The 25,914-nt window shown below is 69.7% G+C and carries 20 protein-coding genes; 6 read left to right on the top strand and 14 right to left on the bottom strand.

The window, feature by feature from the left end:
- Positions 1-13 precede the first annotated feature (13 nt).
- Positions 14-2,047 (top strand): DUF6541 family protein, encoded by a 2,034-nt coding sequence (locus A5728_RS04025; RefSeq protein WP_064845821.1) that lies wholly within the window; start codon positions 14-16, stop codon positions 2,045-2,047.
- A 90-nt stretch (positions 2,048-2,137) separates the two neighbouring features.
- Here the strand turns inward: A5728_RS04025 and A5728_RS04020 are convergent, their stop codons facing one another.
- The 6 genes from A5728_RS04020 to A5728_RS14035 form a co-directional block, all read right to left on the bottom strand.
- Entirely contained in the window at positions 2,138-3,064 is a 927-nt protein-coding gene (locus A5728_RS04020; protein ID WP_064845820.1) for an ABC transporter ATP-binding protein, read from the bottom strand.
- A gap of 3 nt (positions 3,065-3,067) precedes the next feature.
- The gene (locus A5728_RS04015; RefSeq protein WP_064845819.1) at positions 3,068-3,940 is read right to left on the bottom strand and encodes an ABC transporter permease; all 873 of its coding nucleotides are present in this window, start codon (positions 3,938-3,940) and stop codon (positions 3,068-3,070) included.
- Positions 3,941-4,038: 98 nt separating this feature from the next.
- A complete protein-coding gene (locus A5728_RS04010; protein WP_156523379.1) occupies positions 4,039-6,069 on the bottom strand; it encodes a glycosyltransferase in 2,031 nt (676 codons plus the stop codon).
- The gene (gene glf, locus A5728_RS04005; protein WP_035965266.1) at positions 6,066-7,253 is read right to left on the bottom strand and encodes a UDP-galactopyranose mutase; all 1,188 of its coding nucleotides are present in this window, start codon (positions 7,251-7,253) and stop codon (positions 6,066-6,068) included. The genes A5728_RS04010 and glf overlap by 4 nt, the downstream gene beginning before the upstream one ends.
- Before the next feature lie 243 nt (positions 7,254-7,496).
- Positions 7,497-8,678, bottom strand: a complete 1,182-nt coding sequence (locus tag A5728_RS04000) for a glycosyltransferase family 4 protein (RefSeq protein ID WP_064845818.1) — start codon at positions 8,676-8,678, stop codon at positions 7,497-7,499.
- Positions 8,679-8,698: 20 nt separating this feature from the next.
- The gene (locus A5728_RS14035; protein ID WP_156523378.1) at positions 8,699-8,872 is read right to left on the bottom strand and encodes a hypothetical protein; all 174 of its coding nucleotides are present in this window, start codon (positions 8,870-8,872) and stop codon (positions 8,699-8,701) included.
- Between A5728_RS14035 and A5728_RS03995 the strand changes: the two genes are divergently transcribed.
- The gene (locus tag A5728_RS03995; RefSeq protein ID WP_064845817.1) at positions 8,871-13,247 is read left to right on the top strand and encodes an FtsK/SpoIIIE domain-containing protein; all 4,377 of its coding nucleotides are present in this window, start codon (positions 8,871-8,873) and stop codon (positions 13,245-13,247) included. The genes A5728_RS14035 and A5728_RS03995 overlap by 2 nt on opposite strands.
- Before the next feature lie 150 nt (positions 13,248-13,397).
- On the opposite strand, the gene A5728_RS03990 is transcribed toward A5728_RS03995, so the two are convergent.
- Entirely contained in the window at positions 13,398-13,829 is a 432-nt protein-coding gene (locus A5728_RS03990; RefSeq protein WP_064845816.1) for a hypothetical protein, read from the bottom strand.
- 510 nt (positions 13,830-14,339) lie between these two features.
- Here A5728_RS03990 and A5728_RS03985 point away from each other — a divergent pair.
- Positions 14,340-14,588, top strand: coding sequence for a WhiB family transcriptional regulator (locus A5728_RS03985; RefSeq protein ID WP_019309413.1), 249 nt, complete (start codon positions 14,340-14,342; stop codon positions 14,586-14,588).
- A gap of 31 nt (positions 14,589-14,619) precedes the next feature.
- On the opposite strand, the gene A5728_RS03980 is transcribed toward A5728_RS03985, so the two are convergent.
- From A5728_RS03980 to A5728_RS03970, 3 genes are read right to left on the bottom strand one after another with little or no spacing between them, the layout of a single operon-like run.
- Complete coding sequence (locus tag A5728_RS03980) at positions 14,620-16,203, bottom strand: sensor histidine kinase (RefSeq protein ID WP_064845815.1); 1,584 nt, start codon at positions 16,201-16,203, stop codon at positions 14,620-14,622.
- 21 nt (positions 16,204-16,224) lie between these two features.
- A complete protein-coding gene (locus tag A5728_RS03975; RefSeq protein ID WP_064845814.1) occupies positions 16,225-17,844 on the bottom strand; it encodes an AAA family ATPase in 1,620 nt (539 codons plus the stop codon).
- Positions 17,841-18,503: an SAF domain-containing protein gene (locus A5728_RS03970; protein WP_064845813.1), complete on the bottom strand. Its 663-nt coding sequence runs from the start codon at positions 18,501-18,503 to the stop codon at positions 17,841-17,843. Before A5728_RS03970 ends, A5728_RS03975 begins: the two co-directional genes overlap by 4 nt.
- 227 nt (positions 18,504-18,730) lie before the next feature.
- On the opposite strand from A5728_RS03970, the gene A5728_RS03965 reads away from it, so the two are divergent.
- A complete protein-coding gene (locus A5728_RS03965) occupies positions 18,731-18,946 on the top strand; it encodes a helix-turn-helix domain-containing protein (protein WP_064845812.1) in 216 nt (71 codons plus the stop codon).
- A 24-nt stretch (positions 18,947-18,970) separates the two neighbouring features.
- Here the strand turns inward: A5728_RS03965 and A5728_RS03960 are convergent, their stop codons facing one another.
- Entirely contained in the window at positions 18,971-19,537 is a 567-nt protein-coding gene (locus A5728_RS03960) for a hypothetical protein (protein WP_064845811.1), read from the bottom strand.
- Positions 19,538-19,715: 178 nt separating this feature from the next.
- Between A5728_RS03960 and A5728_RS03955 the strand changes: the two genes are divergently transcribed.
- Together A5728_RS03955 and A5728_RS03950 are read left to right on the top strand one after the other, a co-directional pair.
- The gene (locus tag A5728_RS03955; RefSeq protein ID WP_156523377.1) at positions 19,716-20,543 is read left to right on the top strand and encodes a LysM peptidoglycan-binding domain-containing protein; all 828 of its coding nucleotides are present in this window, start codon (positions 19,716-19,718) and stop codon (positions 20,541-20,543) included.
- A 179-nt stretch (positions 20,544-20,722) separates the two neighbouring features.
- Positions 20,723-21,172 carry an Rv3235 family protein gene (locus A5728_RS03950; RefSeq protein WP_064845809.1) on the top strand — a complete coding sequence of 150 codons (450 nt, stop codon included), beginning with the start codon at positions 20,723-20,725 and terminating at the stop codon, positions 21,170-21,172.
- A 22-nt stretch (positions 21,173-21,194) separates the two neighbouring features.
- On the opposite strand, the gene secA is transcribed toward A5728_RS03950, so the two are convergent.
- From secA to A5728_RS03935, 3 genes are all read right to left on the bottom strand, one after another.
- Positions 21,195-24,017 (bottom strand): preprotein translocase subunit SecA, encoded by a 2,823-nt coding sequence (secA, locus tag A5728_RS03945; protein WP_369795607.1) that lies wholly within the window; start codon positions 24,015-24,017, stop codon positions 21,195-21,197.
- 222 nt (positions 24,018-24,239) lie between these two features.
- Entirely contained in the window at positions 24,240-24,944 is a 705-nt protein-coding gene (gene hpf, locus A5728_RS03940; protein WP_064845807.1) for a ribosome hibernation-promoting factor, HPF/YfiA family, read from the bottom strand.
- Between the two features lie 82 nt (positions 24,945-25,026).
- A complete protein-coding gene (locus A5728_RS03935; protein WP_156523376.1) occupies positions 25,027-25,914 on the bottom strand; it encodes a ComF family protein in 888 nt (295 codons plus the stop codon).

Raw genomic sequence — 25,914 nt, 5'->3', positions numbered from 1 at the left:
AGTCACCGGTCCCGTGAGCTGGACAGAAGCCCTTCCCCCCTACGCCCTCGCAGGGCTGCTCATGGTCCTGCCGGGTACCCTGCTCAGTATCGCTCTGGGTCTGCGCGGGCTCGCCCGCTGCGCGGCCATCATTCCCCTGTCGGCCGCGGGGTTCAGCGCCTCGGCCGTGATCTACGGCCTCGTGGGGGTGCCGTGGAACCCGCTCACCGTGGCGGCGGCCTTCGTGGTTGTCGCCCTCGTGCTGTGGGTCGCGCTGATCCCCGCACGACGTCACCTGGCGGGGCCGCGGGTGGGCACCGCCTTCGGGCGGGAACGCGTCACTGCCACCACGGTGGGGCTGTGGTGCGGTGCGCTGCTGGGCATCGGGATCGTGGTGCAGCGGCTGCATCTGATCATCCAGGTTCCGGACGCCTACTCGCAGACCTATGACGCGAATTTCCACTACAACGCTGTGCGCTACATTCACGACACCGGACAGGCATCCTCCCTCACCCTGGGTGGTCTGGGCGTCGGCACGCCCTCCTTCTACCCTGCCGCGTGGCACGACACCGCAGCGTTCGTCACGCAGGTGGGCCACCTCCCGGTGGTTCTCACAGCCAACGCCATGACCATGATGGTGTGCGGCGTGGCATGGGTGCTGGGGTGCCTCTACTTCACCACCCGGCTGCTCGGATCCAGGCCGGCGATCGCGGTGGCGGCGGGACTCCTGGCCTCGTCCTTTCCCGCGTTCCCCTTTTTGCTCAGCTTCTATGGCAATCTCTTCCCGAACGCGATGTCCATCGCATTCCTCCCCACCTGGCTGGGCCTCCTCGCAGAAGCTCTCAGCCTCTCCCGGGAGCCGCATGCGGGCTCACGAAGTGCGCTGTGGCTGACCGTCCTCGCAGTCACTGGCGCCATGGGGCTGGCACACCCCTCCACCGTGGTGGTGGGCCTGGCGCTGCTGTGGATCATGCTTCTGACGGTCTGGTGGCGCGGTGTGCGCCGTTCCCGTCCCTGGTGGCTCACGCTCCTCGGCGCGGTAGGTCTCGTGGCGTGGCCCGCGGTGCTGCAGCAGATCTGGTTCGCGGCGCGCGCTTCCCAGACCGCCTCCACGTGGGCACCCCACGCCACGGAGCCCCAGGCCCTCGGGGAGGCCCTGGCCACGGTCCATCCCGATGCCCCCCATCTACCGTGGGCGCTGGTGATCGTAGTGCTCGTGGGAGCGGGCAGTCTGCTGCGCCACACCTCCCGGTGGGTCGTCGGCGCCTGGGCATTTCTCGTGTGGCTTTACGTGCTCGTGGCCTCGTCCCGGGACGTGGAGCTGCGCTACGACTGGGGGGGTGTCTGGTACAACGACGTCCATCGCATCCTCGCGCTGATCCCCGTCCTGGCAGTGCCCCTCGCCACCGCCGGGGCCGTGGCTATCCTCCGCTGGTTGCTCTCGCACGCGCGCCGCGCGGTAACCCGCGCGATCCGGAGCCCCCGCGCCTCGGGGCGGCTACGGCTGGCGGGGGATCGCGCATCGACTGCCCTGCGTTCCCCCGCCGTCAGGGCGCTCGGGGGCCTGCTGGCGGTGTTCGTGGGTTGGCAGCTGCTGCAGACCCAGCCCATGACGGACACGGTGAACTATGGCAAGCACCAGTACGCGGGCTACGGGGACTACCCGTATGCCCTGGTCTCCCCCGAGGAGCAGGCGCTGTTGGAAGAGCTGCCCCGGTACGTTCCCCAGGACGCGGTGGTGTTCGGCAACCCGCTCACCGGCACCTCCCAGGCGTACGCCGTCTCGGGCACCCGCGTGCTCTTCCCCCACAACGGCCTGGTTGCGGACAAAGAGGCCTCCACCATCGCCCACCACCTGGACGAGCTGACCACGAACCCCGCGGTCTGCCCCGCCCTCAAGAAGCACGACGTCCAGTTCGTCCTGGACTTCGGCACCCGCCAGGTCAACCCGTACGGCTACTTCGACACGAAGGGCTACGACCAGCTCACACCGCAGAACGGCTTCGAGCTCGTAGCCCAGACCGGCCCCGAGGCGAAGCTCTACAAGATCACCGGATGCGGCGACTGAGCCCGGCAGTACCACGGGGAACGACGGCGCCGCGAGAGCAGGACCTTCGCGGCGCCGCCGTTCTCTGGTCCGGGCACGGACCCTGCCCGGTCAGCCAGCCAGGGGCCCGTCCAGGTCCGGGTCGTACTGGGGTACGAATTCCTCGCCGCGTTCGGCGGCCTCGCGGGCTTGCCACTCGCGTTTGCGACGCTTGTCCTCGAGGGCACGCGCGAGGCCTTCCGCGTGCTCGCGGCGCACCTCCTCCTCAGGCTGGTTGCGCATGTGGGCGACGGCGCCGTAAACGTTGCCGTCGAAGACCTTGTTGCCGTGGTCCATCACGATCCCGCGTTCGCAGATGTCCATCACGAGGTTGAGGTCGTGGCTGACCACCACGAGGGTCTTGCCCCGGCGCACGAGGTCCTTGATCCGACCGATGCATTTCTTCTGGAACGGCTCGTCCCCCACGGAGAGGATCTCGTCCACCAGGAAGACCTCGGGGTCCGTGTGGATGGCCACGGAGAACGCGAGGCGCAAGTACATGCCGGAGCTGTAGAACTTGACCTCGGTGTCGATGAACTCGGCGATCTCGGAAAAGGCCACGATGTCGTCGAACTTGGCGTCGATCTCCGCCTTGTCCATCCCCAGGATGGCGCCGTTGAGGTAGACGTTGTCGCGGCCCGTGAGATCCGGGTGGAACCCCGCGCCCACCTCGATGAGCCCCGCCACGCGCTCCCGCGTGAGCACCTCCCCCGAGTCCGGGTTCATGACCCCGGAGATCATCTTCAGGGTCGTGGACTTGCCCGAACCGTTGAAGCCCAGCAGGGCCACGGTCTCACCGTCGTAGACATCGAACGAGACGTCGTTGAGTGCCGTGAACTTGGCCGTGAGGTCCCCCTTACGGCCCTTCACGAGCCACACGAAGGCCTCCTTCATGGAGCGGGTGTGGCGCAGCACGAACTCCTTGGTCATGTGCCTGACCCGGATGGCGACGTCCGCCTCGGTGCGCCCGGGGGTGTGCGGGGTGACTGAACTAGACATGATTCACAGCTCCTGCGCGAAGTTGCCCTCTTGGGACCGGAAGAGCCGGTCCGCGATCACGAAGAGGATCAGGCTGGTGACGATGGCCAACGGGGTCCAGCCCGTCATCAAGTGGGGCGGGACGTGCCAGATCTGCGGGTTATCCGTGGTGGGGAACCAGAACCCGTAGTGGAACAGTTCCACGGCCACCGTGAGGGGGTTGACCATGTAGACGTAATACACCCAGTCCCACAGCTTCTCCCGCACCATGGTCCACATGTAGAGCACGGGCGAGGCCCACGTGGAGACCATGACGATCAGGTCCACGATGTTCTCCGCGTCCCGGAAGAACACGTTGAACGTGGTGAACAACATGCCCAGGGACAGGGAGAACAGGGCGATGATCAGCGTCCCCACGACCACGGCCAGCAATTGTTTGAGGTCCGGGCGCCACCCGGTCACGAGACACGCGAGCAGCAGGATGGCCAATTGCGGGACGAAGTGGATGAACGCGACCAGCAGGTTGGACACCGGGAACAACTGCCGTGGCAGGTAGATCTTCTTGAGCAGACCGCCGTTGGCCACCACCGAACGCGATGCGTTGCCGAAGACCTCACCGAACAGGTTCATCACCACGATCCCGGAGAACAAGTAGACCGCGAAGTTCTCGATCCCCCGGTTCAGGTCCAGGAACACGCCCATGGCGATGTAGAACACCAGGAACTGCACGCCCGGCTTGAGGTAGGACCATAACAGACCCAGCACCGTGCCGCGGTACCTGATCTGGATCTCCTTGTCCACGATCAGCTTGAGCAGGAACCTGTTGGCGAACACGTCCCGCAGGCCGCGGTCCTGCCCCGGAGGCCGCAACTGCGTCGCGGGGGCTTGCATTTCCATCTGCCGTCCTTTCCTCGCACGGGCCGTTGTGCGCCGTGACCGGATACACGCCGACGCCGCACGCGGAAGTCTGCGTGCGGCGTCGTGCAGGGGCCAAATTACTGCGCGGGGCCGTTCTCCGCAAAAGTCCGCGCCCACGCGTCCACCGAGGTGATCTCCGGGAGGGCGGCGCGGTACTGCTCGCTCAGCGCGTCCCAACGGGAGAGCAACTCGGCGTGGAGCTTGACGCTCTCCATCATGAGCTCACGGACCTGAGCGGGATCCCGGCGGTACCAGGACGCCCCGGTGCCGTCCGCGTTGGAGACGATCGCCGAGTCCAGGGACGCCAGGTAGGACCAGTGGCTGTCCATGTGCGCCACGCTGGCCTCCGGGTACTCCTTGGCCATGTCCCGCACGGGGCGCAGCGTCTGCTTGAGCACGGTGCGCAGCGCCCACGGGATCAGCTGCGCCTTGGTCGGGGACTTGGGAGCCCCCATGGTGCGCGGGGGCTTCTTGCGCCGGACCGGCGGCAGAGTGGCCGGGTCCTTGACCACGCGCGCGTCCGAGTACTCGTCCTTCATGGCGCGGATCTCGGGCATGCGGGTGGGCAGCATGGCGTGCAGCCCGTCCGGGCCGTCCAGGACGTCCTGGATCGCGAGCAACACGGACTTGGCCGGGTAGTACTGCATGGACACCACGTGTTTGGTATCCGTGGTCAGGGACTCGCGCAGCATCCGCCCGCCCTTGGCGAACGGCGAGTGCAGCAGGGCCGCGATCAGGCGGTTGCGCTCGTGGAAGTACGCCTGCCAGTCCACGGCGTCGTCCTTGTCCGCCCACGACACGTGCCACACGGCCGCACCCGGCAGGGAGATGGTCGGGTAGCCGGCGGCCTTGGCGCGCAGCGAGTACTCGGAGTCGTCCCACTTGATGAACACCGGCAGGGACAGCCCGATGTCCTCGAGGACCACGCGCGGGATCAAACACATCCACCAGCCGTTGTAGTCGGCGTCCCAGCGCCGGTGCAGCTGGGGACGCGAACGCAGACCGCGCTCGGCGAAGTCCACGCCGCCCAGGCCGTCGATGGGACCCCACAAGAACCGATAGGGGTTCACGACCTCCGCGTACGCGTTGAGCAGGGGCTTGTTGTACATGTCGAACATGTGCCCGCCCACGATGGACGGGGTGTGGCACATGTCCGCGAACGCAGTAGCCCGCAGCACGCCCTCGGACTCGAGCAGGATGTCGTCGTCCAGGATCAGGACGTAGTCGGACTTCTCCACGCCGTTCGGGGTGTCCCGGCCGCGCACGACCTCGTACATGTTCCGGGCGAAACCACCGGAACCGCCCATGTTCCCCTGCCGGATCATCCGCAGCTTCCCGCGCATGGCCTTCTCGGCCTGCGGGAAATCGGGTTCGTCCTGGACCAGCTTGTTACCCTGGTCCACGATGATCAGCTCGTCGAGGACCTCGTCCAGGCCGTCCGCCTCGGCAATGGTCTTGATCGTGTTGACGCAGTAGTCCGGGCGGTTGAACGTCGTCACACCCAGGGTCACGCGACCCACCGGGCGACCATGGGACGGCACGAGCCAGGACGCCGCGTCCAGGACCATGCCCTCCTCGTCCGCGATCAGGTCGAACCAGTACCAGCCACCGTCACCGAACGGGGCCAGCGTGAGCTCGAACTCGCACGTGGTGCTCCCGCTGACCCGACGGTCCTCGACGCGCTGCGCGACCCCGCGAGCATTCGTGCGGTACACGATGAGCGATCCGGCACCCGTAGTGCGCACGCGCAGCACCACGGACTCGGCCACGGTCCAGCGGCGCCAGTAGGACGCCGGGAACGCGTTGAAGTAGGAGCCGAACGAGACGCGTCGCCCGGCCCGGATCCGCACCGAACGGCGCGAGATGATGTCGTCCGGGTGCTGGTTGGCGGTGTCGGCGCCGGCCGAGGACGGGCCGTCCCGGTTGATGGGACCGTCGATGTACAGCGGCAGGGCGTCCAAGTCCTTGTTCGCGGGGAACACGACCCGGGCTACCTCCCGCAGGTCCTTCGCCGTGCTGGGCTCCGTGTTGATCTTGGCCAGGTACTCCTGGTCATCCGGGGTCTGCGGTTCGGGCTGGCTGGCCTGTTCCACGCGTTCGCTGCTCACTCGTCCACTCCTCCGCTGCTCAGGGGCGCACCGGAGGTGAAATGCGGTGCGATCTTGTTGTCCACCATGGACAATGCCGAGCCGATGGCCATGTGCATGTCCAGGTACTTGTAGGTGCCTAGGCGGCCGCCGAACAACACCGACGACTCCTCCTTGGCCAGATCCCGGTACGCGAGCAGCTTCTCGCGGTCCGCCTGCGTGTTCACGGGGTAGTAGGGCTCGTCACCCTTCTCGGCGAAACGCGAGAACTCCCGCATGATCACAGTCGCGTCCTTGGTGTAATCACGCTCCGGGTGGAAGTGGCGGAACTCGTGGATGCGCGTGAACGGGACGTCCTCGTCCGGGTAGTTCATCACCGAGGTGCCCTGGAAGTCCTCGATGTCCAGGACCTCCTCCTCCAGATCGATCGTGCGCCACGAGAGGTCGCCCTGGGCGTAGTCGAAGTACCGGTCCACCGGGCCCGTGTAGACCACGGGGACCTGGCCCACCACGTTCGACTTGGAGAACTCCTGGGAGTCGTCGAAGAAGTCGGTGTCCAGGCGCACGTCGATGTTCGGATGGTCCGCCATGCGCTCAAGCCACGCGGTGTACCCGTCCACGGGCAGGCCCTCGTGGGTGTCGTTGAAGTAGCGGTTGTCGTACGTGTAGCGCACGGGCAGCCGGGAGATGATGGACGCGGGCAGGTCCTTCGGATCGGTCTGCCACTGCTTGCCGGTGTAGTGCTTGATGAACGCCTCGTACAGCGGGCGCCCGATCAGCTGGATGCCCTTGTCGTTGAGGTTCTGCGGATCCGTGCCCGCCAGTTCACCGGCCTGCTCGCGGATCAGATCGCGCGCCTCCCCCGGGGAGTACGCCGCGCGGAAGAACTGGTTGATCGTGCCCAGGTTGATGGGCATGGGGAACACCTCCCCCTTGTGCCGGGTGTACACCCGGTGCACGTAGTTCGTGAACGCGGTGAAGCGGTTCACGTACTCCCACACGCGCTCGTTCGAGGTGTGGAACAGGTGGGCCCCGTAGCGGTGCACCTCGATCCCGGTCCGCTCCTCGTTCTCGCTGTAGGCGTTGCCGCCCAGGTGGGAACGCCGGTCGATCATGGTGACCTTCAGACCCATTTCTCGCGCCGCTCGTTCCGCCACGGTCAAACCGAACAGACCCGAGCCCACGACCACCAGATCAGTGTTCATGTGTTTCTCCTAGCATCTTCCGCGATTCATGCACGGACATCGTCTGGCCTAAAAATACCGGACACCACCCCGTGCGCCCTGTGTGACCCGCACAGCGCCGCGCCTCATGAGCGCCGTCACACGGCGGCGTCGTGCGCGGGGTGCGACGCCGCTCGGCCGCTTCGGCGACGGCGCCGCAGCTCGGAGGACGGCGGGGTCCACGTACCGCGGCGCCGGGATGACAGCGCGGCGCGCGCTCCGCGTTCAGCGGGCGTCCCGGGTGAAGCCGCTGAGCACCCACGCGGCGGCGGCTCGCCCCGACGCCGCGAGCGACGCGTTCTCGCGGGCCCACGTCCGACGGCGCTCACGCGCGCCCTCGCGCTCACCCGAGCGGGCGTCGTCGAGCGCGCGTTCCATGGCGTCCGCGACCGCCTCGGGGGTGAACTCCACGGGCGTTCCCAACCGGTTCTCGGACACGAGGCGGGCACCCGCGCCCACCCCGGCGTAGATGGACGGTATGCCGCACGCGGCGGCCGCATAGAGCTTGGTGGGCTTGGAGAAGTCGTACCCGGTGTGCGGGATGACGGAGGCGAGGGCGGCCACGGCACCCCGCAGGAACGCCGCGGTGCGCGCCGGGGGCTGCACGCCGTGGAACACGACGTTGTCCGGGGCCAGCCGCGCGGCGACCTCCTGGACGCGGGTGAGGTCCGACCCGCGCCCCAGGACGTGCAGGGTCACCCCGGGGTGGCGCGGCAGGATCCGGGCGAGCGCCTCGATGAAGATGTCCATACCCTGCCATTCGGACACGGACCCCGCGTACACGAAATACGGTCCGTCCCACGGTTCGGCGGGGCCGTCCGCGGTGAAGGTGTCGGTGTCGATCCCGTTCTCGGCGAGGAACATCTTGTCCCGCCCGACCCCGGTCACGCGGCGCAGTTCCTCGCCCATCGACTCGGACACCGTGATCACACCGCCGGCGCGCCGGGCGGACACGGTCTCCGCGACGCGCATCAGCTGCGTCACCACCGAGGGGACGTCCATGTTCAGGGTCGCGGAGGTCCACACGTCCGGGTTGTACCAGATGTACGGACGACGCCGCAGTGCACTCGACAGCCATACCGCGAGTCCCGTGGTGGGGGGTGGTTCGCTCACCACGATGTCCGCGTCCATGGTGAGGAGGCGGGCGAAGGCCTGGACGTCGAAACTCAGGTACTGGGCCACACCGCGGACGTAATCCTCGCTGTCCCGCAGAACGGGGACCCGCACGATGCGGTACGGCTCGTCCACCGTGGCCGCAGCCATGGCGCGGGGCGGGTTCGTGGTCAGGACCGTGACGTCGGCCCCCTCGGCGGCGAAGCCCCTGGCCAGGGCGGCCAGACGGAAGGACGCGGCCGCCGGTTCGGGGAGGAAGATTCGGCTGACGATGACAACCTTGCGGGGTCTCATGGCCTTTACTGTCTCATGATTCACGCCCCAATCCGGACCGCGTCCACGGCGCGTGCATGGGCGTTCGGTGGGAAGATCGGCCCGCGGTGAGCCCACTGCACGAGCGAGCCCTTGTACTCCCCCGCGCCGCGCGGATCCACACGGCGGGACGTGTCCTCGCCGCGGGCGGTCACCGGCGGGTGAAGTGCTGTCATGCAGTTGAGTCTCCGGATCACGTGGGCCGGTTCTGGCGTGGTCCACACCGCGCACCTCACCGCCGCATCGGGTGCGCGCGGGGCGGACCTGCGCGCCGAACTCGCCCGACTCCTGGGGACGCCGTGCACCGCCGTGGTCTCGGGCGTCGATCTCGCGGCCGCGCGCGTGGGCACCCCGCCCCTGACGGATGGTGCCACGGTGGTCCTGACCCCGGAGGCACGGACCCTCGACGACGCGGACGTGCCGGCCGGGCCCGCTCAGGCCTCGACGCCGGGTCCCCCATCCCCGGTCGAGCCGCTCGCGGATCCACAGGAGACCGCGTATCTCGTGGCCGTGGAGGGCGTCGGGGTGGGAACGCGCCTCCCGCTGGCCCGCGGAACGCATCAGCTCGGCCTCACGCCCCACGAGCCACGATTGCTCCCCGCGTCGCAGCTACGGAAAGATCCCGCCCACCCGACCCTGATCATGGATGACGTGGGCCTGCGGGTGCTCCCGGGAGGCGCAGCACTGCGGCACGGCGACCGGGTCCGCGTGCGGGCGGACGGTCGCGCGTGCACCCTGCGGGTCTCGTTCCCCCCGGCGCACACCGAGGACCTGGCCTGGCCGGATCCGGCGGTGCCCCCGGCAGGATTCACCGCCCAGGAGGCGGATCCGGCCCACCCCTTGCGTGTGGACTCCCCCGCGGTCGGGAAGTCCCGGATCGCCCTGATCACGGGTCTGCTCCCCCTCCTGGCCGGGATCGGTATCGCGGTGGTCACCCACTGGTGGTTCTTCCTGGTCTTCAGTGCCCTTGGTGCGGTCACGTCCGCGGTGGGTTGGTTCGGCGAGCGCGGCGCGCGGCGCGATCATCGACTTCGCCTGGCCGCGGCACTCCAGCGGGACCTGCGCCGCTGTGAGAAGGCGGCGCCGTCGGCCGCGGAGATCGTGGCGCGCGGCCGGGCGGTGCGCAGCCCGTCCTGGAGTGACGGCGGCGGACCCCGCCCGGCCACCGCACTGTCCCATGACGCCACAACGCCCGGACGGATCGGCGCCCCTGCTGAGCGGACACATCGGTGGGTCCGGCTGGGTCACGCGGCACGGTCCGCGCACATCGTCGGTGACCGTGCGACGGCGCCTCGCGCGGCATTCCACTCCCACGCTCCCGTGTTACTGGATCTGGCGGGGATCGGCAGCCTGACCCTGGTTCTCGACCGGGAACGCGCGGAGGGTGTTCTCCATGCCCTGGCCGTGCAGTTGTTCACGGGGCCCGCGGCGCTCGCCGCATTGCGCGTGTCCCCGGGCATCACGTGGCGCCCGCCCGTGGCCCACGATCTGCTCGCAGCACCCCGCGAGAATCCCACGGCCTCTTCACCGGACCGGGACGTCGCGTTGGAGGTCGTGACACCGGCGTGGGCCGCCACCGCGCCGGCCACGCCCGGGACGCTTCGCATCATCGTGACGGCAGACCCGGAGGGTGCCCCCGGGGACACCGTCGTCACCGCGGGACCGGACGGCCTGCGGCTCAGCAGCCGAGTGGTCCATGCCGTTCCGGGGCTTGCGGAGACCGGGCGCGGGACGCACCTCGCGTTCACGCCGGACACCGTGACCTTCGACACCGCAGAGGCGGCGATCCGCGCGTGGCGACGAGCCGCGGGAGGCGCTCACGGTGGGCCACTGTCTCGCCGCGTGGGCTCGCACGAGCTGGTGGCCGTGCACCTCGGTCCGACCTCCACCTCGCTCGTCGGCACGTGCCGTGGCGGGTCCGCCGCTCGTCCCCAGCCCGCGACGTCGAACGCAGCGCTGGCCGCGGTGTTCGGCGTGTCATCCGCGGGGCCGGAGGTCGTCCGGCTCGACGACGAGAACCCGCACCTGCTCGTCGCGGGCACCACGGGATGCGGGAAGTCGGAAGTGCTGCGCACCCTCGTCACGGGGCTCGCACACGCATTCCCACCCGAGCGCCTGGAATTCGTGTTCATCGACTTCAAGGGCGGGGCGGCCCTGGCCCCACTGACGGGGCTACCGCACGTCACGACCCTGCTCACGGACCTGGGACCCGACGAGGTCCGCCGCGCCCTGGCCTTCCTACGCTCCGAGGTGCAGCGCCGCGAGCGGGTCCTGTGCTCCCTCGGGCTCAATGATATGGCGCAGCTGCTGTGCGCCGCGAGCGGTGCACTTCCCCTACGGGAGCTCGTGGTCGTGGTGGACGAGGCCAGGATGCTCACGGATGCCTTCCCGGATGCAGGGCAACAGCTCGCGGTGATTGCCGCGGTGGGCCGTTCCCTCGGTGTGCACCTCGTGCTCGCGACCCAGCGTCCCCAGGGTGCATTGAGCGCGGACGTGCGCGCCAACATCACCCAGGCACTGTGTCTGCGGGTGCGCAGTGATCAGGAGTCGATGGACGTACTCGGAACCGCCGCGGCGGCCCGCATCACCCCGGGCATCCCGGGCCGCGGGTTCCTGGACCGCGGGGACGGCCCGCCCGTGGAGGTGCAGGCGGCGGTCCTGACCCGCATGATCCCACCGCGGCCCGAGCCCCTGGTACTTCGTTTCGATCCTGGACCCCTTCCGAGCCCGCCCGCCGCGGGAACCGGGCACGTCCGCCTCACCGCGTCTTCGGAGCGGGAAGCCGGGGTCACCGCCGCGGTGCGCGACGTCTCCCGCGCCTGGCACGGGTATCCGCCGCCCACCTCCGCTGATATGGCATCGTCTCGCGTTCCCGCCGACGCCGCTGTCCCACCGCCCCTGCCCCGCCACGTGCCCGCGGTGCGCACCGACGGTGACGAGGTGGATCTGGGTGCCGCGGAGAATCCGGCGGCCCACTGGTGCGGGCGGGTCTCGTGGCACCCGTGGCAGGACGGGCCGCTGTTACTGATCGGACGCCCCGAGGCCACGCGCAAGGGACTGCGCGATGTGCTGCGGCGCTGCGCCCACATCCGGATCCCGACCGCGACGGACGAGGCACACACGGGGGTGGCGGTGTACGTCCTCACCGCCGCGGGCCAGGCCGTGGACGGGCTCACCACGGCGGACGGTCGGCCCCTGCACCCCGCTGTCCGCGGCTGCGCCCGTGCGGACCAGCCCGGGGACGTGGCCCACCTGGTGCGACAACTCCATGAGGGGCTCGAGCACGCGTCCACCGTTCCCAGGGATCCCCCGTCACGCGCCGTTCTCGCCGTGGACGACTGGGATCGCTGTTGCCAGGTCCTGCGTGCGAGCACGTGGGCGTACCTGGAGGACGAGCTGGTGTCCCTCATGGCCACGGGTGCGTCCCGAGGGTTGTCCTGCGTGGTCGCGGGGGATCGCGCACTGGTTGCGGGACGCGCGTCCCACCTCGGCTCCAACCGCTTGTACTTCCCACAAGGACAGAGCAACGACGCCCTCGTGCAGTGGCCCCGCCTGCCCCCGTTCACGCCGCATCCCGAGCGAGCCGCCCTCGCGGGCCCGATGGCCGCCCGCTGCACGCCGTGGGGCGCGGAAGATTCTTCGGGGCACCTCGCGGTCGTCCAGCTCGCCGGGGGGCTCGGACCCGACGCGCCCGCGGTCGCCCACAGTGCCCCGCCCGGGCCCACCGTGCCCACGGACCTCCGGGATGCCCGGCTCGTCCCGCCACGGCCCGATGAACCTGCGGGTGCACTCGCCGCCGCGTCCCAGGATTCCCCGGACGCACGGCGCACCGACGCCCCGACGCACCAGCCGGCGAACCCGTGGCCCACGTCTTTCCCCTTGCCCACCGTGTGGCATGTCCCCGATCGGCCCGTGGCCGGCTTGGTGCTGGGTGTCACGCGGGACGGGCAATGCGCCGTTCACCCGTGGGGTCCCGGTTCGACCCTGATCGTCGCCGGCCCGGCGCGGTCGGGGCGATCCACGTTCCTTGACGCCGCCCGTTCCGGGTTGGCTGCACGCGCATCCGGAGACGGCGGGCCTGGACATCTCGTATTCGCCGGCTCCCCCAGCACCGCAGCCGAGGCCGAGGAGCTCCTGCACGCCGCCAGGTCAGCTGATCGGTCGGCCACGATCGTCATCGACGACGCCGACCACCTCACCTCCGATGTCCTTCGGGCACTGGCCACCGCGTGGTCCGCGCATGCTGCCCCGGTCGAGTCCCACCAGGCGGCGGACAGCTCAGCCACCGCCTCGGCCCAGCCCGGGGCACGAATGATCGTGGGCGTGCGCCTCACGGATGCGCTCGCGGGGACCTTTCCCCCGCTACTCGCGTGGCGACAGCACGCGGACACGCTCCTGGTGCGTCCACGGCGGGTGTTCGACGGTGACGTGTTCGGCGTGTCCCTCACGGGCCTTGCGCTGGGCGGGCCGCCCGGCCGCGCGGTCTGGGTGCACCGCGGCCTCGCGGAACCGGTGCAGCTGCCCGCGCCCGCGCAGGCGGTCACAGGGTGAGAGGTACGACGACGCTCGGCCCCGTTCGGCGGGCCACGCCCCGCAACCGTCCGGTCACCCGGGGGCCGTTGCGGTGGACGCCATCACTGCCGGCTCGCGCGAGCATCGGTGCCTGAGGTCCCGGCGTGCTCCGCGGGAGGTCCCGCGAGGTCAGCGAGCGACGTCGTCGTGGGTGCGATGCATCCAGGCGACGGTGCGCGGTGCGAACAAGCACAGGACGGTGACCACCGCGATCGCCGCGACCACGATCCCCCAGAAGCCCATGGTGAGCTGCAGGAAGGACAGTCCGACGATCAACAAGAACGCCTGAGACGCCAGGACCGCGGCGCGCGGCCAGCGTAAACCTCGCCAGGTCCCGCGGGCCGCCGCGCCGAGCCACAACGCACCCGCGGCGAGCACCACGGTCGCGAAGATGATCCCCGCGATGGGTAGGACATGCACGGAGAACAGGGAGACGACCAGGCCCACGGCAACCGCGAGCAATGCCGCACCCTCCAACGCCACCAGCACGGTGATCACGGATGCAGTCCAGGGCCGGGAGCTCGCGGCTCCGGGGGCGGTACGACGATCCGGGGCGGCCATGCGGAAAACCTTTCGGCGGGAACGGGAGCACTCCCACTGTAGTGACCGCATCGGCCCGCGGTCGGTGACGGATGCCGGGAACCTGTCCCGTCCGCTGATGCCGGAGGCCGATGCCACCGGTCGGTGCCGACGGCTCATTCGGGAAACCGGTCCTAACACTCGGTCCCGGCCACCGATGCCGGCCGTCGGCCGCGCGGGCAGCGGCCCGAGCAACCGGTCCCACGGGTCCGTCTCATCGGTGGGTCCCAGCCGCCGGTACAGGGGCCGGCCTCGCGCACGGACATCCGGCGGCAATCGTTGCGAGGGGCGCCTTGGGATGTGATATAGCGCTCACACCCTTGTTTACTGTGTGTTTACGTGGGAAAATAATGGGCAGAATCCCCAGGGCCCGACATTCACGGGCCTTTTCTGTGTGTCATTCCCCCCGGAAATCCGCGACGCGGCTCGCTGCCGCATTGCTTGGGATGCGCACGGGCCCGCACCCACGAACCCGAAAGGAGCCGTGCCGTCATGGATTGGCGTAGTCGCGCAGCTTGCCTCGAAAAGGATCCCGAACTGTTCTTCCCGGTGGGCAACACCGGCCCCGCCCTATTGCAGATCGAGGAAGCCAAGGCCGTGTGCCGCACGTGCGAGGTCATGGACACGTGCCTGCAGTGGGCCCTCGAATCCGGTCAGGACGCCGGTGTGTGGGGCGGTATGAGTGAGGACGAACGGCGTGCGTTGAAGCGCCGCGCCGCCCGCGCCCGCCGCGCCTCCTGAGTCCGTTCCCCACGGCGGCCGGCTGGGCGTGTCAGGAGCGCCCGGACGTCGCCCGCGGGAACCGGGCGGTGATGATCACGCTCGTCCCACCCCCGTCAGCGGGTTGCCACCGGATGCCGCCCTGCAGCTCACCGGCCACGAGCGTGCGCACGATCTGCATCCCGAGTCCCTCGCCCTCCGCGGGTGGGCGGTAGGCGTCCACACCGGATTCCTCGATCACGGCGTCCCCCATGCCGCGCCCGTCGTCGTTGATCGCGATCTCGACGACGCGGTACCTCTCCCCCGCGTCCGTGACCTCGTCCTGCCGGTGCGTCACCGCGAGCTCCACGGTGCCGTCCCGGTCCTTGAGCCCATGCTCCACGGCGTTGGCCACGATCTCGTTGACCACGAGGGCCACGGACGTCGCACTCTTGGACGGCAACCGCCCGAACCGGCCGCTGACCCGGGTGCGCACGTGCTGGCCCGCGGAGGCGGTCTCCACCGCGAGTTTGACCTGGTGGCGGATGAGGTCGTCGAAGTCCACGTCCTCCGAGATCTCGTGGGACAGGGACTCGTGCACGCGCGCGATCGCACTCACGCGCCGCATGGCCTGCTGCAGGCCGTTGCGTCCCTCGTCGGAATGCATGCGCCGGGACTGCAGGCGCAGGAGGGCGGAGACCGTCTGCAGGTTGTTCTTGACCCGGTGGTGGATCTCCCGGATCGTCGCGTCCTTGGACACGAGCTGCAGGTCGCGGCGCCGCAGTTCCGTGACGTCCCGGCACAGCAACAGCGCCCCGGTGCGTTCCGGGCCCTCCCGCAGCGGGATCGCACGCAGCGTGGCGGAGGCCTTGCCGGTGGCCAGTTCCGCGCGCCACGGCATGGTCCCCGCGAGCACGGGCGCCAGGGTCTCGTCCACGCCCGGGGCGGTCAGGGGCAACTGGCGTGTCACGTGCAACAGGTTCTGCCCCGTGATGTCCCCCGCCAGACCCAGCCGCCGGAACGTGGACAGACCATTGGGGGAACAGAACTCGACGGTCCCCTCGGCGTTGAGCCGCATCATGCCGTCGCCCACGCGGGGGGCGCCCCGGCGGGAATCGGTGCGCACCGCAAAATCCGGCCACGTCCCCTGGTTCGCCATGCGCAGCAGGGCCGAAGCCAGCTCGTGGTACACGAGTTCCATGCGGGACGGCAAGCGGTCGTGCTGGGGGTCCGCGGTGAGACTGAGGACGGCGATCGTGCGGTTGTTGCGCACGAGCGGCACGAGGGTGACCGACCGCGACGCGAGGCTCGACCACTCGGACGGACCGGCCCGTTCGATCCGCCGGTCCACCCACGCCCTGCGCAGTGTGAACGCAGCCTCGCCACCCACGACCTCCCCCACCATGTCTTTCTGGTAAGCGGTGGGTCCCGTGGTGGGCCGGGCGTGCGCCAACACGAGGAACTCGCTGCCCTCACCCGGGATCGGATCCCCCGTGGGGCTCTCGGCGGCGGGGATCACGTCCGCGGGGAAGCACAACAGCAGGTCCCCGAAGCCCAGGTCCGCGACCATCTGCCAGTCCCCCACGAGCAGGTGCAGCCACTCGGCGTCCCCGGCGTCGAAGTCCGGGACAGATCGCAACGGATCCGTGAAGGCCATGGAACGCTCGCTTTCCGATGCTCAACCGCGGCGCAACCACGCGCCCATCCGACGCCCCAGCCTAGTCCCCACCGGGCCCGCTCCCGCGCCCACGGGTTCCGCCGCGCCCTCGTGTGCATCGGGCTCACGCATCCGCCGCACGAGCTCCGCCAGCGCACTCATCTCGTGACGTAGCGTGTTGCGTGGCGCTGTCTCCGAGAGCACAGCACCGGCGAGCAGGGCGTCGTCGCACGCCTTGGCGTCCCACGAGAGGGTGTGGGCCACGGGGTGCCCGGGCGAGAAGCGCTCCCAGGCCTCCCGCACGGACTCGGCCGCGGAGCGACCGGTGGCGGCGGCGCGCAGTTTGTTCATGACGACGACGATCCGCGCGTCCGGTGCCGCGTCCAACAGGTCCGGCAGAGCCTTGACGAGCCGTGGTACACCGAGGGTGTCCGCTGCGCCGAGTGCTATCACCACGTCCGCGGCCGCGACCGCGGTCAGCGTCCCGGCATTGCGCCGCGGGGCCATGAAGTCGGAACTGATCTCCTCGTCGGACTCGAGGCCGGAGGCGGTGTCCACGACCACGGCGTCGTAGTCCTTCCGGGCACGGTCGAGCACGAGGTCCAGGGCGGAACCCCGGATCTCGGGCCAGCGGTCGTAGCGGGTGATCCCGGTCAGGACGTCCAGCGAGGCGCCCGCGACGGACACCGTGCTCGCGCAGCGTCGCAATCCCTCCCGGTCCAGCCGCGCCTGATCGGCGAGCCGGCACGCCTGCGCCAGCCCCGCGGCTTCGTCCAGCATCCCGAGGCTCGCCGCGACCGAGGCGGCGTAGGTGTCCGCGTCTACGAGCAGCACACGCCGCCCGAGCAGGGCAAGTTCGGCGGCGAGATTGAGCGAGGTGACCGTGCGGCCGGGCGCTCCCATCGGTCCCCACACGGCGATCACCCGGCAGGCTTCGACATGGTCGAGGGCGTCTGAGTCATCGAGGTCGTGCGCCGTCGCGGGATCGCCGGATGACCCACCGGGTACGGCAGCCCCCGAGCCGAGTCCGGCGGCGTCGGGGCCGATGTGCCCTTCCCCATGGGTGCTGTCCGGGGAGGATGCGGAATTCGCGACTGCTCGGCCCGCGGCTCGCCTGGCTGCTCCTTCGCGCGACGTCGGCCCGCCCGCGGGTGCATCAGTCGGCGCCGCGCTGTTCGATACCGCTGCCTTCGATGCCATTCCCTTTGACGACGTTCCTCTCGACGCCGCTTCACGCTCGGGTGCCGGGCGTTCGCCCGGCGCCCCAGCGCCGTCGTCCCGCACCGACGACGGCGAGCGTGCGGGACCGAGCATCGCGCGGGTGATGATCCGGGCCAGCTCCTCCCCGGTGGCGTCCGGGGGCACGCTGCCGACACCCAGACGCTGCACGCGGGACTCGTCGTGTCCCTCGACCACCAGGACCCGCAGGTCGTCGGTCTCGAGTTGATCGAGCAGGCTCGCGGTGAGCTCCTCGGCACCCTCCGCGACGAGCGCCACGTGGGCCATGCGGGTGTGGGCGCACGCGAGCAGCTCGGCGAGGTCCAGACAGCGCCGCACCACCGTGACGTCCCCGTGCAAGCGTTCGAGCCGGTCCACGAGCGGCCACGTGCTCGTCCCGAGCGTCACCACCGAGATACTCACGAGCCGGAACCCGCCGTGTTGAGCACCAGGGTCACCTTGGCGTCGTTGCCGAGCGCATCCACGAGCGGACCCACTTGGGCCTGCGTGACGAGCACGTAGACCGTGGCCGAGGCGTTACCGCCAAGCGCCGTGTCCTTGGTGTCCACGCGCGCGATCTCCGCGCCCGTGACGAGTTTCTCGGGCGCCCCGTACCCGCGCCCCGTGGGTTTGGGCTCGGCCACCCACACGTCCACGTGGGACCCCGCCTCCGCCTGGGCCGGCATGGGGGTGGTCAGGGCGATCCCCACGGGTGTGCGGTCGAGCTCGTCCGCGGTGCCCACCGCCGCAGCCGGCACGAGTTGCCCGCGCGCCACGCGCTGGGTCACCACCGCGTTCTCCCGCAGTTGCCCGTCCGGGACGTACTGCGCGGAGGAATCCTGCAGGTGTGCGTCCACCGTGCCCAGGTCCTCCCGCGTGATCCGTTGCCCCACGGAGAGGTCGTTGGCCGCGACGTAGTACGGCTGGGTACGGTTGGCCGTGGCGACCAGCAGGGTCACCCCCAGCACGGAGAGCAGGACCAGCAGCAGCCCCACGAGCAGCCGCGGATCCCGCCAGGACGGTTTGCGGAATCGTGCGGCCGTGGACCGTCCCGAGCGCTCGAGCGCCGCGGTGCTCCCCATGCTGACATCCTTTCGTGATGCGCCGGCCCCCGCCGGCTGCACCCGAGTGTGCCGCGTCGCACACCGCGCTGGGAAGTGTGACGAACAACCTGTGGACGGAGGTGGCCACGTGTTCATTCCGCCCAGGACCTGTTGATAACCCGCCGCCTACCCCCTCACGTGGGACAATGACGAGCGAACCCCGATGAAACAGCATGCAACGGCACCTAAGAAAGTGATGGACCGGAATGTCCCAGCAGCGATTCCTCACACTCGCGGACGTCGCCGAGATCCTCTCGATCTCCGTCCCGCAAGCGCGTGCCATGGTGCGTTCGGGGGAGCTTCCCGCGATCCAGGTGGGCGGCCGGGGGCAGTGGCGCGTGGAGACGGTCAAGCTGGAGGAGTACATCCAACAGGGCTACGAGCGCACCGAGCAAGCGGTGCGTGAGGGCACCCTGCGCTGACACACCCTTGGGACGCCGGGCGACTCACCCCGCATCGAGGGACGAGACCAGCGCCACGGCATGGAACCCCACCGTGCGCACCGCGGTGACCGAGCTACGTCGGCGGAACTGGTCCTGCGGGTGCATCGCGACGTCGAAGAAGTCCTGACCCACGGCGTCCACCGTGCCCTCGATCTCCCCGTGACGGGATTCGTCCTGCAGCACGACCCGCACGTGCACGCGCGCGGTGCTGAGGGCGCGCAGGACGTGGCCCATGCCGAGCCTGCGGATGGTCGAACGTTCCGGGAGCACCTCGAAGCGACGCGGTAGTCCCTCCCACCACACCACGCTGTGCAGTGGGACCAGGTGCTGGAGGTGCCGCTCGCGCACCACAACCCAGCCGGAGCCCACGTCCGCGAGCTCTCCCTCCAGGGTGTCACCGCGCGCTGGGCGCAGCCGCACGGGACCGCCGCGGTGTGCCGCGAGCCGCTCGAGCAGCGTGAGTCGTGACAGCTCCGCCCGCGCGGTCTCCACGGCCTCCTGCTCCACGAGCCGCACCCTGGCCTGCTCGAGTTGGGCCTCCATGTCCTCGAAGAGGTCGTCCCAGCGCATCCGCCACCGTCCTTGGGTCTCGGGGTCCTGAGGTCACGCTACGGCGTGCAGGGGCCAGCTCCGCGTCGGATGTCATGCCGACATGAATGCAATTGCAACGATGATTGACAACCGACCGAGACCGCTGAATGATCTAGAAATGTCAAACGGCATCAAACAGCACTATTCGGAGGCAAAGATGTCTACGATCCATCGATCGGCACCTTCCACCGGCACCCGCTTGGCCGTCGCGTGGCTCGGCGTCCCCGTGCTGGCCGGGGCGCTGGGGGTTCTGGGCCTCGGATATGCGCAGACACTGCGCGCCACAGGATCCGGTCAAGACCCCGACCTGTTGGTTGCGGTGGTCGCGGCGGGTGCATGCCTCGCCGTGGCCGGGTGGTGGGTCGGTGGACTGGTGATGCTCGCCCTCGCCCGGGCGGCCCGGCGACTGCGCTGGCACGGCCTGGAGCGGTGGGCCACGCGCCTCACGCCCACTCTGGTCGCGCGCACCGCGGTCGCCCTCGTGGGCGTGCAGCTCGTGGTCGTGGCGCCCGCCCACGCCGACGACGCCGCGCTCGACCCCTTCTGGGCCCCGGCCACCGCCGGTACCGAGCAGCTCGCGGAGCCCTCCGCCCCCGCGCCGGAATCCGTTCAGGAAGCTGTTCCCGACACCGCACCCGGAGCGCAGACGAGCGGCCCGGAAGCGACCCCCGAATCCACGGCCGCTCCTGTACGGGCCCCGGAGGCCCCGACCTCGATGCTCGAGCCGGCCAACCCGCCCGCTGGGCAGCGCGTCTCCAACGGCATCCTCACCGTGATGGCCGGGGACACCCTGTGGGGCCTCACCGAGCAATTGCTGGGGCCGGGGGCCACGGACGCCGCCGTGTGCCACAACCTCCCGGCGTGGCTCGAGCTGAACCCCGTGGCGCACCAGGGGGATCTGATCCGCCCCGGGGACCAGTTACGCGTTCCGCCCCACCTGCTCGATCCGGCGGGCACACCGCACGAGGAGCGCTGCACCGGATAGGTCTACCCCAGGCAGGTCCGCCCTGGGATCCATTACTCCACACACGGCCACTTCAGGACCCGCCCGCGACCCACGCGGGCCCCGGAACACCGTCGGGAACTCGCCTCGCGGCGGGGTCACAACCTCTCTCCATCGTCCCCGGGCCGTCCGGCCCACCCTTCGTCACCGAGGAGCACACCATGAGCGTCGCCGTCCCCGAATCAGCACCCCGCACTCCCGCGGGCGGTTACACGTGGCGCCAGGACCGCACGGTGGCGGCCCTCACGGGCAAGAACGAGATGGAGCGGGTCGGCGCGATCGCCCGCAGCATCGGGCAAGCCGCGGTGGAGATCCTCGCGGGCACCCGCCCGGCGAACCAACTGTCCCGGTGGACGGAGCCTGAGGTCGTGGAACGCTTCACCCAGCGCGCGGCCATGCTCAAGCTCGTGCAGGAACAGTGCCCGGACCGGCGCGCCGTGTTCGAGGTGCACCGCGCCGCCCGGATCCGGCGGATCCGGGTGTGCAGCCCAGCCCCCGGGTGCTACGAGGCATCCCTCGTGGTGGAGGAATCCACCCGGGCGCGCGCCGTGGCGTTACGGATCGAGCGGATCGCGCGGCAGTGGCGGGTCACCCATCTGGAGGTCGGGTGATCTCGCCGGGTCCAGCCGGGCCTCAGCGCCGCTTGCCCCGCTTCGCCTTGCCGCTGGCCTTGGCGGACTTCCCCCGACGCTGGGCGCGGTTGGCCCCCTCGCCAGCGGAGGTGACACCGTCGGCATCCGAGGCCCCGTTCGTTGTCGCCGGCTCGGTCTCCGCCGCAGGCTCGTCGTCGGAGGACACCCGGGGCTCGGGCTCCACGGCCGCGCTCGGCGTGCCGTCCTCGTCCGGGGCGGTGTACTGCAGGAACGCGGGACGCTGGGGCGTCGTGAGCTCCACGGCACCACCGTCCGCGCCGGTGCGCTGCTTGCGGACCTCCAGGTTGAACAGCGTCACTACGGTCTGCTCGCGGATGGCGGCCATCATCTCCTGGAACATGGCGTGGCCCTCGCGCTGGTACTCCACGAGCGGATCGCGCTGGGCCATGGCGCGCAGCCCGATCCCCTCCTTGAGGTAGTCCATCTCGTAGAGGTGCTCGGGCCAGCGCTGACCGATCACCGAGAGCAGGACCCGGCGCTCGAGGTTGCGCATGGCCTCGGAACCGAGTTCGTCCTCGCGTTCCTTGTAGGTGACCGCGGCGTCCGAGAGGATCTGCTCCTGGAGGAAGTCCGAGGTCAACCGCGGGCGGCCGCCCGCTTCCTCGAGGACCTCGTCGCGGGTCAGGGAGACGGGGTAGATGGCCCGCAGCGCGGTCCACAGCGCGTCCAGGTCCCAGTCCTCGGGGTGACCCGTCCCGGTGTGCTCCGTGATCACCGACGTGATGACCTCGTCCGTGAACTGCCGGATCTGATCTTCGATGTCGTCGCCCATGAGGATCCGCTTGCGATCCCGGTAGATCACGGCGCGCTGGCGGTTCAGGACGTCGTCGTACTTGAGCACGTTCTTGCGCTGCTCGGCGTTGCGCCCCTCCACCTGGTTCTGCGCGTTGGCGATACCGGAGGTGATCAAACGACCCGTCACGGGGACGTCGTCCGGGGCGATCGCCATGAGGCGCTGCGCCGCACCGGGGTTGAACAGGCGCATGAGGTCGTCCGACAGGGACAGGTAGAACCGGGATTCCCCCGGGTCCCCCTGACGACCGGACCGCCCGCGCAACTGGTTGTCGATCCGGCGGGACTCGTGGCGCTCCGTGCCCAGGACGTAGAGCCCCCCGGATTCGAGGACCTCCTCGTGTTCCGTCTTGGTCGAGGCCTCGCATTCCGCGAGGACGTCGGGCCACCGCGCCTCGTACTTCTCGGCATCGCGTTCGGGGTCCAGGCCGAGTTCGGCCATTTTCTCCACGGCGTTGAACTCGGCGTTACCACCCAGCATAATGTCGGTGCCTCGACCGGCCATGTTGGTGGCCACGGTGACCGCGCCCTTGCGGCCGGCCTGGGCCACGATCGCGGCCTCACGCGCGTGGTTCTTGGCGTTGAGCACCTCGTGGCGCACACCGCGCTTGGCCAGCAGACGGGAGAGGTACTCCGACTTCTCCACGGACGCAGTGCCCACGAGGACTGGCTGGCCCTTCTCGTGGCGATCCTCGATGTCCCGCACCACGGCGGCGTACTTGGTGGCCTCGTTCTTGTAGACCACGTCCCGCTTGTCCTCGCGGGCGATGCCGCGGTGCGGCGGGATGGCCACGACGCCAATCTCGTACGTATTCATGAACTCGGCCGCCTCGGTCTGGGCCGTACCCGTCATGCCCGAGAGCTTGTCGTACAGACGGAAGTAGTTCTGCAGTGTGATGGTGGCCATCGTCTGGTTCTCGGGCTTGATCTCCACGCCCTCTTTGGCCTCGATGGCCTGGTGGACGCCCTCGTTGTAGCGCCGCCCGGAGAGCACTCGGCCGGTGTGCTCGTCCACGATCTTCACCTCGCCACCCGCGACGATGTAGTCCTTGTTCGCGCGGAACAGTTCCTTGGCCTTGATCGCGTTGTTGAGGAACCCGATCAGCGGGGTGTTCTGCGACTCGTAGAGGTTGTCGATGCCGAGCCAGTCCTCGATCTTCTCGATCCCCGGTTCGAGCACGCCCACGGTGCGTTTCTTCTCGTCGACCTCGTAGTCGGTCTCCGGGTCGAGCTTCTGCACGACGGTCGCGAACTCGCGGTACCACCGGTTGGCCTCCCCGGAGGCCGGTCCGGAGATGATGAGCGGGGTCCGCGCCTCGTCGATGAGGATGGAGTCCACTTCGTCCACGATCGCGAAGTTGTGCCCGCGCTGGACGAGATCCTCCTTGGACCAGGCCATGTTGTCCCGGAGGTAGTCGAAGCCGAACTCGTTGTTCGTGCCGTAGGTGATGTCCGCGGCGTACTGCTCACGCCGGGTCGCAGGGTCCTGACCGCTCAGGATCACGCCGGTCTCCAACCCCAGGAAACGGTAGACACGGCCCATGAGGTTGGCTTGATACTCAGCGAGGTAGTCGTTGACCGTGACCACGTGCACGCCCTTGCCCGCGAGCGCGTTGAGGTAGGCCGGCGCCGTGGCCACCAGGGTCTTGCCCTCACCGGTCTTCATCTCCGCGATGTAACCCAGGTGCAGAGCGGCACCGCCCATGATCTGGACGTCGAAGTGACGCTGACCTAGGGTGCGAGACGCCGCTTCCCGCACGGCCGCGAACGCCTCGGGAAGAAGCCGGTCCAGGGATTCGCCGCCCTCGATGCGCTCCCGGAACGAGTCGGTCTCGGCGCGCAGCTCGGCGTCGGAGAGTTCCTTGAAACTGTCCTCGAGGCTGTTGACGGCGTCGGCGTAAGTCCTCAGCCGCTTCAGGACCCGCTTGTCCCCAGTGCGAAGAACCTTTTCCAGGAATGACGCCACGTGTGTTCGCTCCTCCGAGATCAATGGTGGGCACCTGCAGGACATTGGGTGCACCGCCGAACAGTGTACGTGAGCCAGGCTGGACGCCGGCCGCGTGCCACCGCGCCGGGCACCGGGTGGCCCCCGGACGGGTAGCCGCCGAATCCCCGATGCCCACTCGGCAGGCGCGGGACGGGCAACGACCAGGTTCCCGCTGCCCGCTCGCCGGGCACGGGACGGGCCCGCGACGTGGTCGCGGGCCCGTCCTCGGTGCGGTGCTGCGAATACTCAGGAGGCCTCGGAGTTCGCGGTGTCTGGCTGGTAGGCCCGCGCCTTCTCCTCCCCGGAGCGTCCGTCATTGCTGAGACTGATCACCCCGTACTCCCACCCCTTACGGCGGTACACGGCGGAGGGTTCCTGGGTCTCCTTGTCCACGAACAGAAAGAAGTCGTGACCCACGAGCTCCATCCGGTCCACGGCCTCGTCCACGGTGATCTCGTGGGCGGGGAAGCGCTTGCGCCGGATCTCCACGGGGGTAGGGGCATCGCTCAGGGGGTACTCGGTGCTGAAGGCCTCGTCCTCGGCCGCCGCGAGTTCTTCCTGGCTGGCATACGTGGGAGTCGGTCCCGAAGGGTCAACGGGCAGCGATCCCGTGGCCTCGTGCACGGCGATGGGCCTCTGGTGCCCGGTGCGGTGGACCTTACGGCGGTCACGCGCCCGACGCAACCGCTCCACGAGCTTGGCGTAGGCCTCGTCGAACGCCGCGAACTTGTCGTCGTTGCGCGATTCGGCGCGCACCAGGGGCCCGCGCCCCACGACGGTGATCTCCACCCGCATGCCCTGGTGGCCGGAGGCGGCGTGTTCCTTGGTGACCTTAACCTCGATGGATTGGACCTTGTCGCCGAGCTGCTGGAAGCGCTCGCTCTTCTCCTCGACGTATTCCTTGAATCGGTCCGGCAGGGTGACGTTGCGGCCTAGGATGTTCAGTTCCATGAGACCCTCCACATCTTGGGGATGACGCGGGATGTGCTGCTCTCCCACACGGGACACCTTCAATGCTTCCCGTGATCTAACGCTAGAGGAAACAACGGGGAAATTCATGGATGACGACATCCGATGATCCTGCGTTCTCCCCCGGTGAACGCCCTACGCGCACCCCCGCGAGGGTCACGACCGCGGGCACCCTGGCCCCGGCCGCGGTCAGGGCGCGGACGGCCTCGGCGGCCGTGGCGCCCGTGGTGAGCACGTCGTCCACGACCACGCACGTGAGTCCCGACATGTCCCGGGCGCGCAGGCTCCCGCGTAGCGCCCGGGTGCGCTGGATCCTCCCGCGGCCCTTCTGGGTGCCGCTCCCGGCCACCGCGCGGTGCGTGAGGGCGGGTGCGATGTGCGACCGCGGGGGCAGGGCCGCGCCGCGCAGCAGGGTGGCGACCGGATCGAACCATCGACGACGCCGCGCGCGGGCGCTCGTGGGCACCGGCGCCCAGTACAGGGTGGGCCTGTCGTCGCCGAGCTCGCGCGCCACGGTCGCCAGGGCTGCCGAGAGCACGGCGGAGAGTACAGGAGCGAGATCGGTACGGCCGCCGTTCTTGAAGGACAGCACGCACGAGGCGAGTTCGTGCTCGTACTCCCCCGCGACGACGACCCGCACACCGGACGCGGCGAGCGCCGCCGGGGGTGTCACCGGGTGCGGCCGGGCCGTGGCGCGGCGCAGCACGATCCGACACGCACGGCACAGTATGGCGCCCGGGGCGGCACACACCGCGCACGACACCGGTAACACCAGGTCCAGGGCCTGCGTGCACCACCCGCTGACGACCGCGGCCCGACGGTCCCACCGCGCGAGAACCGACGGGCGACGCCACGGTGCGCCGACGGTGCCACTGCCCGGAGTGACGTGGTACAGCGCGGAACGAGGCACCGCCGAGGAGCGGTACGGAACGACGGGGCGGGAGCGGGTCAT

This window comes from Kocuria sp. ICS0012 (genome assembly GCF_001665945.1).
GTDB classification, from domain to species: Bacteria; Actinomycetota; Actinomycetes; order Actinomycetales; family Micrococcaceae; genus Kocuria; species Kocuria marina.
This window is presented reverse-complemented; position numbering and strand designations above follow the sequence as displayed.